Genomic DNA, 8,385 nt, shown 5'->3' on the forward strand with positions numbered 1-8,385 from the left:
GCGGCGGCTCCCCCCTCCGCCCCCCCCGCGCCGCGCCGCGCGGCCGCCCCCCCGCCCCCCCCGCGCGCGCGCCCCCCCCCCCCCCCCCGCCACGTGGTCACAGCTTGAGGAGCACCCCGCGCCAGGTCCAGTCCGCGGCGAGGACCGCCTCCCGCAGGGGGTCCTTCAGCTGGCCCGTGTCGAAGGCGAAGTCCTCGGTCAGGCTCCGCTTGCCGTCGGGCCCCTTCTCGATCGTCCACCGCTTCGAGACCGTGGTCACCTGGCCGCGGCTGTACTCGGCTCCCGTGGCCAGCCTCGGCGTCCCCCCGACCCAGCTGACCTCCAGCTGCTCGTCGAGGGCCCGCACCTCGAGCTTGTCGCCGACCAGCCGCATCCTGATCTTGAGGGTGCGGTCCAGCTGGGACGCGAAGAAGAAGGTGTGCCAGGAAGGGTCGAGGATCCGCCACTCGGCCACCAGGTCGGCGTTCTCCGCGGGCCGGGCGTTGCGCACGACGTACGCTTTGTCCGGTGCGTTGACCGCGAGCAGTGCCTCCCGGACCTCCGCGGCGCTCCGCGGCGCGACACCGGAGTCGGGGCGCCGGGTGCCGGTGAGCTTGTTGAAGAGGCCCATCGTCAGTCCGCCGCCTTCGTGTCGGGGCGCACCGTGCGCAGGAAGTCCTGGAAGTCTCCGAGGACGCTGTCGTGCTGTGCGGCGGTGGCGGTCAGCACCGTCCGGATCATCGCGCGCCGGTGCGGGTCCCCGGCGTCCTGGAGCGTCATGTAGACCTGCGTCTGGACGAGGTCGCGGTGGACCCCGGCGACGACGGCCGACAGGGTCAGCCGCTGCGTCAGGCCCGGCGCTTCGGGGGAGCCGATCGCACGGCGGCCGACGATCTCCGCGGTCTCCGCGATCGCGCGGACCCGCACCGCCGAGGCGTCGGCGAGCTCCTCCAGCGTCGTCCCGTCCGGCATGAAGTCGCCGTCGATGGTGATGTTGGCGGTGAACCCGGAGTCCGGGTGCGGGTGCAGCGCGATGAACGCCGCGTCCGGCGCGCCGACCTCGTCCGGAGGGGCGGCCTGCCAGTCGTCCGGCAGGCTGAATTCGATGGGTACGGGCAGTGTCGTGGGCATTTTCTCCGGCCCTCCTTCCTCGGAAACGTACATCAGTCGAACCATCCGCCGACGGTGTCCTTGACCCCGCCCGCGAAGTCGCCGACCGCGTCGGCCGCATCACCGAAGGCGTCGCCCACCTTGTCGGGGTCCACCGTGAACTCGGCGCCCACGGAGCCGCCGACGCCGAGGGCGACGCCCACCTTGCCGCCGATGTGCCACTTGCCGTCGTCGCCCTTGCCGAAGGTCGCCTTGGCCTCGGCTCCTGCGCCGGCCCAGGCCTCCGCGGTGCCGCCGGCGCCGATCCCGGCGAGCTCCCCGCCGCCGGCGGCGCTGGCCTTGGCGCCGGCGAACGCCTTCGCACCGGCGTTCAGGCCGTCCTTGCCGACGCCCACGGTGGCCTGGGCCTCGCCGCCGGCGAAGCCCTCGACGCGCCCGTTGGCGCCGACGTAGCCGTACTCGGCGTTGACGCTCGTCAGCGTACGGACACCCGCGGACACCTCCGCCTTGCCGCTGAGGCCCTTGTCGGTGAAACCGTAGCTCGCGGAGCCGCGGGCCCCGATGACGAAGTCGTCCACGCCGGCGAGCTTGACGCCGCCCACGTTCGTCTCCCCCTTCGCGGTCGCGTGGAAGAGGTCGGCATAGGCCTTGACCTGGCCTTCCTTGCCGTTCTTGACGCCGGTGACGGTGACGCCGGCATCCGGCCCGGTCACCTTGACGGAGTCTTCCTTCGTCTTGACGTCCGCTTCGTCGACCTTGGCCGCCTTGGCGTCCTTCACGGCCTTGTCCAGGCTGCCCTCGGCGCCCGCGTTGAAGCCGTTGAGGGTCTCGTCCGCGCCCTTGCCGAGGGCGTCCTTGTTGCTGTCGACGACTTCGGCGCTCAGCGCGAGCTTCACGTTCTGGTCGAGTTCGTCGACCGCCTTCACGCGGTCGTCGATGTGCTTCTGCCACTTGGAGACGGCGTCGCTGACCGTCTTCTGGCCGTCGGGGTCGTGGTGGTACGCGCTGCGCTCGGAGGGCGTGAGCTTGCTCCAGTCGAAGGCGACGTTCCCGCCCTCGGAGACCGTCATGCCGGCGGCTATCGCGTCGTCGCGGGCGCTCTCCAGCTTCTTCTTCAGGTCGGCGAACTGCGTGTGCGCTTCCCGCAGCAGGCTCGCGATCGCCTTCGCCTGGGTCTGCGCGGCCGCGTATTCGTACCGGGTCGCCTGGAAGCGGGTGTGGGCGGCCCCGGCGCTGACACCGGACCAGGTGTCGCCCATGGTGATCTTCTGGACGGTCTCGCCGTAGCGGGTCTCGACCTTCTTGATCTCACCCGCCATCGATTCCCACTTGCCGGCGGCCGTCGTCAGCAGGCCCAGGTCCGTGGTCATGACTTCCGAGTAGGTCAGCACCGCATCCCCCTGTTACAGCATGATCAGCTTCTACTGCGCCACAAGGAACCGGACACGACACGCCTCCCCCGTTGGCCAGGTTTGATCATATGCACGGCAACTGTGAACGGGCCAAGCCCCGGGGGAGCCCTCACGTTTCCTGCACGAGACCGGCCGCGGAGCCCCGCCCCGGGCGCGCGGGCGGTGATAGCGTGGCCCGCCGTTGTCCAGGGGAGGGAATCGGGCCATGGTGGCTGGACGTCGCATCAGGTTCACCGCGGTGCTGGTCGCCGTCGTGTTCGCGCTCACCGGGTTCTCGTCGCACGGGCACGGCAGCAAGAGCAGCGGCAGCGGCGGAGGATGCACCGGCTCCAAGAAACGGAGCACCCACGACGGTGACAACGGCAGCAGCGGCGGGAGCAACGGCGGCAGCGGGAAGTCGACCCCCTCGCCCAGCAAGAGCGCCGGCCCGCCCGCACACGCCCAGGTCGTCACCTGTGCCGGCCCCGGCAGCCCGAAGGCCGTCCTCAAGGTGACCTCGGACGTGGACACCGCACGCCTCGTCGACGTCCCCGTCGTCTTCCAGGGCGCGTCCGGCGTCGTCGAGCGGACCTCCGTCCGGGTCTCGCTGAAGGCGCGCGAAACCCAGACGGTCACCGCCGCGATGGTCCAGAAGGACAAGGCGGCCGAGGTCACCGGCTGCGTCCTCGGCACGATCAACTGACGCACCCGCGCCACCCGGCACCCCCGGCGCACCCGCGCCCCGCTGCACCCGGGGCCGCGGCGGACCCGCGCCCCCGGCGGACCGTCAGCCCTAGCGGACCCGCGGCTGCGGCGCCGCCGCCCGGCGCCCCGCGAACAGGTCCGCCTGCCGCTCCGGCGGCAGGTTGCCCAGCGAGATCAGCGCCGGGGCCTGTGCCAGCGCCTGCGCCAGCGCGGCCTGCTTCGCCGACCACAGGGCCCGTACGGTGCCCTGCACGGCCTCCGTCGGATACCCGGCCAGCGTCCGCGCCGCCCGCACCGCCGCCGGCAGCAGCTCCTCGGGCGCCGCCAGTTCCGAGACCAGGCCGATCTCGTACGCCCGCTGCGCGGAGAGCCGTTCCGCCGTTCCCATCAGGGACATCCGGGCGGCCTCCCCGAACGGCATCCGCTGCGCCATGTACACGGCCTCGTACGCGCTGACCATCCCGTACGCCGTGTGCGGGTCGAAGTACGTGGCGGTGCGCGAGGAGACGATGAACTCCGACTCGCCGAGCAGGTAGAAGGCGCCGCCGCACGCCATGCCGTTGACGGCGGCGACCACCGGCTTCCACAGGTCGTTCGCCTTCGGCCCGACGGACAGCAGCGGGTCGTCGACCGAGTACGGGGAGGCGGGCTGCGGGACGGTGACGCCCCGGTCGACGCCCGTGCAGAAGGCGGCCGGGCCGGCCCCCGTCAGCACCACCGCGCGGACGTCCTCGTCGCGGCGGAACTCCCGCCAGGTGTCCGCCAGTTCCGCGGCGGTCGCCAGATCGATCGCGTTGTGCTTGCGCTCCCGGTCCAGGGTGACGACCGCGACCCCGCTCTTCCCGTCCCGCTCCACCCGCAGCGTCACGACTTCTCCGGTACCCAGCGCGGCACGGTGATCGCGCCGGTCCGCGTGAACACCACCTGGACCCGGGCGCCGATGCGCAGCCGGGCCGGGTCCACCGAGTTCAGCGGGGCGTCGGGGGAGGCGACCAGGTTCCCGGCGAGGCGGATGTGCGGGGCGTCGGCGAGCTCCACGAGGATCACGTTGTACGGGGCCTGCGCGGCGTACGCGGGAAGCAGCGGCGGGTGCGGCCGCACGTACGACCAGATGCGGCCGCGGCCGGACATCGCCCGCCACTCGGAGTCGAAGGACTGGCAGTGCGGGCAGCACGGTCTGGGCGGGAAGCGCAGCCGGCCGCACGCGGTGCAGGCCTGGACGCGGAGCTCGCCCCGGGCGGCGTACTCCCAGAAGGGCGCGCCGTCCTCGTCGGGGACCGGCAGGAGCAGCTCTTCGGCGCGGGCCGCGCCAGTGGTGTCGGCGGTCATGTTCGGCTCCTCAGGCTCGCAGCAGGATCGCGGACGTGGGGACACCCTCGCCCGCCGTCACCAGGCAGGTCGCGGCGTCCGGCACCTGGGCGGTGGAGATCCCCCGGAGCTGCTTGACGCCCTCGTTGATCAGGTTGAAGCCGTGCACGTACGCCTCGGACAGGCCGCCGCCGCCCGTGTTGACCGGAAGTCGCCCGCCCATCTCCAGGGCGCCGCCCTCGGTGAACGCGGCGCCCTCGCCGCGCCCGCAGAAGCCGTAGCCCTCCAGGGACAGCGGGATGAGCGGGGTGAAGGCGTCGTAGATCTGGGCCACGTCCACGTCCTGCGGCCCGAAGTCGGCGTGCTTCCACAGGTGCCGGGCGGCGGTCCAGGCGGGCCCGGACAGCGGGTCGTCGTTCCAGTAGTTGACCATGCCGTGGTGCTGTGCGGGCAGGCCCTGTGCGACGGAGTGCACGTACACGGGCTTTTGGCGGCAGTCCCGGGCGCGCTCGGCGGAGACGATCACGCAGGCGAGCGCCCCGTCGGTCTCCAGGCAGTTGTCGAAGAGGCAGAGCGGGTCGCTGATCATGCGGGAGGTCATGTACATCTCGCGGGTCAGCGGGCGCTCGTACATCATCGCGGCCGGGTTCTCGTTGGCCCGGTTGCGGCAGGCCATGGCGACGTTGAAGAGGTGGTCGCGGGTGGCGCCGTACTCGTGCATGTAGCGGCGGGCCAGCATGCCGATCTCGTCGGCGGGGCGCAGCAGTCCGAAGGGGCGCGTCCACTGGCCGGGGGTGGGCAGCTGGACGGCGGTGTTCTTCCAGGGGCGCGGGCCGGAGCCGCGTTTGCGCGAGCGCCAGGCGACGCCGACGCTCGCCTGCCCGGTGGCGACGGCGGCCGCCAGGTGGCCGACGGTGGCGCAGGAACCGCCGCCGCCGTAGCCGATCTTGGAGAAGAAGGTGACGTCGCCGGCGCCGATGGCCTTGGCGACCTCGACCTCGTCGGTCTCCTCCATCGTGTACGAGGAGAACGCGTCGACCTCGGAGGGCGCGATCCCGGCGTCCGCGAGCGCGGCCAGGATGGCGCGACAGGCGAGTTCCTTCTCGGACTCGGGGAGCCGTTTGGCAAAGGCGGTCTGGCCGATCCCGACTATCGCCGTAGCGTCCTTGAGTGTTGCCGCCATCGCCACCTCCGGGGCTGCACCAGTACTGACAGCCGCGAAGGCTACAGCTAATCTGACGGATAGTCAGCTACTGGGAGGGGAGTGCGATGAGCGAAGACGCGCGGGGGGATCTGCGCTGGGGCAGCATCGCGGGACTGGTGCGCGCGGCGGCCGACCGCCACGCCGACCGCGAGGCCGTCGTCGACGGACGCGTCCGCATCACCTACGCGCAGCTCGGCGAGCGCGTCGAGCGCGCCGCGGCCGCCGCCCTCGCCGCCGGGATCGAACCGGGGGACCGGGTCGCCGTCTGGGCCCCCAACACCCTGGAATGGATCGTCTCCGCCCTCGGCGCCGTCTCGGCGGGCGCCGTCCTCGTCCCCCTCAACACCCGTTTCAAGGGCTCAGAAGCCGCGTACGTCCTGCGGCGCAGCCGGGCCAGGCTCCTCTTCGTCACCGGCACCTTCCTCGGCACCTCGTACGTCGCCTCCCTGCGCCGCGCCGCCGCCGAGGGGGACGGCACCGGCCCACTGCCCGGACTGCCGCACCTCGAACAGGTCGTCGTCCTCGCCGACGACGCCCCCGAGTCCTTCCGCACCTGGAAGGAGTTCCTGGCCGGAGGCGACGCCGTCGGCGCCGACGCCGTACGCGAGCGCGCCGAGTCGATCCGCCCCGACGCCCCCTCCGACATCATCTTCACCTCGGGCACCACCGGCAGCCCCAAGGGCGCCGTCATCACCCACGCCCAGTCCCTGCGCTGCTACGACGTCTGGAGCGAACTCGCCGGCCTGCGCGAGGGCGACCGCTACCTGATCGTGAACCCCTTCTTCCACACCTTCGGCTACAAGGCCGGCATCATCGCCTGCCTGATGCGCGGCGCCACGATGGTCCCCCAGCCCGTCTTCAACGTCGACACCGTCCTCGCCAACATCGCCGCCGAGCGGATCTCCGTACTCCCCGGCCCGCCCACCCTCCACCAGTCCCTCCTCGACCACCCCCAGCGCGACCACCACGACCTGACCGCCCTGCGCCTGGTCGTCACCGGCGCCGCCGTCGTCCCGCTCCGGCTCGTCGAACGGCTCCGCGGCGAACTGCACATCTCCACCGTCCTCACCGCGTACGGGCTCTCCGAAGCCAGCGGCATCGTCACCATGTGCCGCCGCGGCGACGCGGCCGAGGTCATCGCCTCGACCTCCGGGCGGGCCATACCCGGCACCCGCGTCAAGATCGTCGACCGGCACGGGCACGCCTCGCCCGCCGGCACCGCGGGCGAGGTGTGGGTCCACGGCCACCACGTCATGCAGGGCTACTTCGAGGACCCGGCCGAAACCGCCGCGGCCGTCACCCCCGACGGCTGGCTGCGCACCGGCGACGTCGGGGTCCTCGATGCCGGGGGCAACCTGCGCATCACCGACCGGATCAAGGACATGTTCATCGTCGGCGGGTTCAACGCCTACCCCGCCGAGATCGAACAACTCCTCGGCCTGCACCCGGACATCGCGGACGTCGCCGTCGTCGGCGTTCCCGACCCGCGGCTCGGCGAGGTCGGCAAGGCCTACGCGGTGCGCCGCCCCGGCTCCACCCTCACCGCCGACGACCTGATCGCCTGGTCCCGCCGCGAGATGGCCAACTACAAGGTCCCGCGCACGGTCGAATTCGTCCCCGAACTCCCACGCAACGCGAGCGGCAAGGTCCTGAAGCGCGAACTCCGCGCCCGCCTGGTCAGGGGGTGAGCGTGCCCAGGTCGAGGTCCACGGGGAACGGCACCGCCACCTTGAGCCGGTCACGATGGATCCCGGTCGGAACGTACGTCCGGGTGACCGTGTCCAGCTCGTAGACGTGGACGACGGGCTCGCCCCCCTCGTCCTCGACCCGCCAGAAGTGGGGGATCCCGGCTGCCATGGTGTCCTCCAGAGGGTGCGGGGCGAGCCTACTCAACCCGTGCTTCCGTACCGGCGCTCGTGGCGAGCGCGAGGCTAGCCGGGCCTGCGGGCCAGGACCAGGCGCCAGCGCGGGGTTCCGTCGTCGCGGCGGCCGAAGTGGTCCAGGGGGACCGTCTCCACCGTGAACCCGGCCGCGCGCAGGTCGGCGCGGACCCCGCCCAGCGGGAAGGTCCGGTAGTACATCACGAACGGCGGCCGCCACAGCGCGTTCCGCACCCGCATCGCCGCGTCGAAGCCCGCCACCGCCCACCACACGGGCGAGGCCGGCGGGATCGGCGCCCCGATCGGGAACGCGAACACGCCGCCCGGCCGCAGGGCCGCGTGCACCCCGGAGAACAGGGCGGGCCGCTCGGCGGGCAGGAAGTGCCCGAAGGCCCCGAAGCTGACGGCCAGGTCGTACGAGCCCGCCAGCGCGGACGGCAGCGCCCGGGCGTCGGCCCGTACGAGGTCGACGCGCTCGTCGGGATGCGCCCGCGCGGCCCCGGCCAGCATGCCCGCGCTCAGGTCCACGCCCGTGACCCGGTCCCGGCACAGCCGCCGCAGCATCCCGAGCCCCGCGCCGGTCCCACAGCACACGTCGAGCCCGGCGCCGAAGGAGCCCTCGTACCGGGCGAGCGTCTCCTCGACCGCGTCGAGCATCCGGTCGGGGGTGCGGAACGGGGTCCGGTCGAACTTGGGCGAGAGCAGGTCGTACCCGCGTTCGACGGACGAGAGGGCCTGGACGGCGAGCTCGCGGACGGTCGGTCCCTGTGAGGTGAACACGGACCCAGCCTAGGGTGCGCCCGCACCC

The 8,385-nt window shown here is 72.6% G+C and carries 9 protein-coding genes and 1 pseudogene; 2 read left to right on the forward strand and 8 right to left on the reverse strand.

Annotation, left to right across the window (positions count from 1 at the left end; all coding sequences use genetic code 11):
• Positions 1–97 precede the first annotated feature (97 nt).
• The 3 genes from ACFXA3_RS15380 to ACFXA3_RS15390 are packed head-to-tail and all read right to left on the reverse strand — an operon-like array spanning position 98 to position 2,459.
• Positions 98–610, reverse strand: coding sequence for a hypothetical protein (locus tag ACFXA3_RS15380; RefSeq protein WP_385186996.1), 513 nt, complete (start codon positions 608–610; stop codon positions 98–100).
• A 2-nt stretch (positions 611–612) separates the two neighbouring features.
• Complete coding sequence (locus ACFXA3_RS15385; RefSeq protein WP_385186997.1) at positions 613–1,110, reverse strand: hypothetical protein; 498 nt, start codon at positions 1,108–1,110, stop codon at positions 613–615.
• Positions 1,111–1,142: 32 nt separating this feature from the next.
• Positions 1,143–2,459 carry a hypothetical protein gene (locus tag ACFXA3_RS15390; protein ID WP_385186999.1) on the reverse strand — a complete coding sequence of 439 codons (1,317 nt, stop codon included), beginning with the start codon at positions 2,457–2,459 and terminating at the stop codon, positions 1,143–1,145.
• 247 nt (positions 2,460–2,706) lie between these two features.
• Here ACFXA3_RS15390 and ACFXA3_RS15395 point away from each other — a divergent pair, with 247 nt between their 5' ends.
• Positions 2,707–3,183, forward strand: coding sequence for a hypothetical protein (locus ACFXA3_RS15395; protein ID WP_385187001.1), 477 nt, complete (start codon positions 2,707–2,709; stop codon positions 3,181–3,183).
• 90 nt (positions 3,184–3,273) lie between these two features.
• On the opposite strand, the gene ACFXA3_RS15400 is transcribed toward ACFXA3_RS15395, so the two are convergent.
• Genes ACFXA3_RS15400 through ACFXA3_RS15410 form a run of 3 tightly spaced genes read right to left on the reverse strand, consistent with a single transcriptional unit; the run spans position 3,274 to position 5,676 of the window.
• Entirely contained in the window at positions 3,274–4,053 is a 780-nt protein-coding gene (locus tag ACFXA3_RS15400; RefSeq protein ID WP_385187003.1) for an enoyl-CoA hydratase/isomerase family protein, read from the reverse strand.
• On the reverse strand, positions 4,050–4,514 hold the full coding sequence (locus ACFXA3_RS15405; RefSeq protein WP_385187005.1) for a Zn-ribbon domain-containing OB-fold protein: 465 nt from the start codon (positions 4,512–4,514) through the stop codon (positions 4,050–4,052). The genes ACFXA3_RS15400 and ACFXA3_RS15405 overlap by 4 nt, the downstream gene beginning before the upstream one ends.
• A gap of 10 nt (positions 4,515–4,524) precedes the next feature.
• On the reverse strand, positions 4,525–5,676 hold the full coding sequence (locus ACFXA3_RS15410) for a lipid-transfer protein (protein ID WP_385187006.1): 1,152 nt from the start codon (positions 5,674–5,676) through the stop codon (positions 4,525–4,527).
• 86 nt (positions 5,677–5,762) lie between these two features.
• On the opposite strand from ACFXA3_RS15410, the gene ACFXA3_RS15415 reads away from it, so the two are divergent.
• On the forward strand, positions 5,763–7,385 hold the full coding sequence (locus tag ACFXA3_RS15415) for a FadD3 family acyl-CoA ligase (protein ID WP_385187008.1): 1,623 nt from the start codon (positions 5,763–5,765) through the stop codon (positions 7,383–7,385).
• On the opposite strand, the pseudogene ACFXA3_RS15420 reads toward ACFXA3_RS15415, so the two are convergent.
• Together ACFXA3_RS15420 and ACFXA3_RS15425 are read right to left on the reverse strand one after the other, a co-directional pair.
• A pseudogene (locus ACFXA3_RS15420) lies at positions 7,375–7,548 on the reverse strand (Uma2 family endonuclease); the annotation flags it as partial. The gene ACFXA3_RS15415 and the pseudogene ACFXA3_RS15420 overlap by 11 nt on opposite strands.
• 80 nt (positions 7,549–7,628) lie before the next feature.
• A complete protein-coding gene (locus tag ACFXA3_RS15425) occupies positions 7,629–8,357 on the reverse strand; it encodes a class I SAM-dependent methyltransferase (protein ID WP_385187010.1) in 729 nt (242 codons plus the stop codon).
• Between the last annotated feature and the right edge of the window lie 28 nt (positions 8,358–8,385).

Source organism: Streptomyces sp. NPDC059456, assembly GCF_042750055.1.
Classification (GTDB): Bacteria; Actinomycetota; Actinomycetes; order Streptomycetales; family Streptomycetaceae; genus Streptomyces.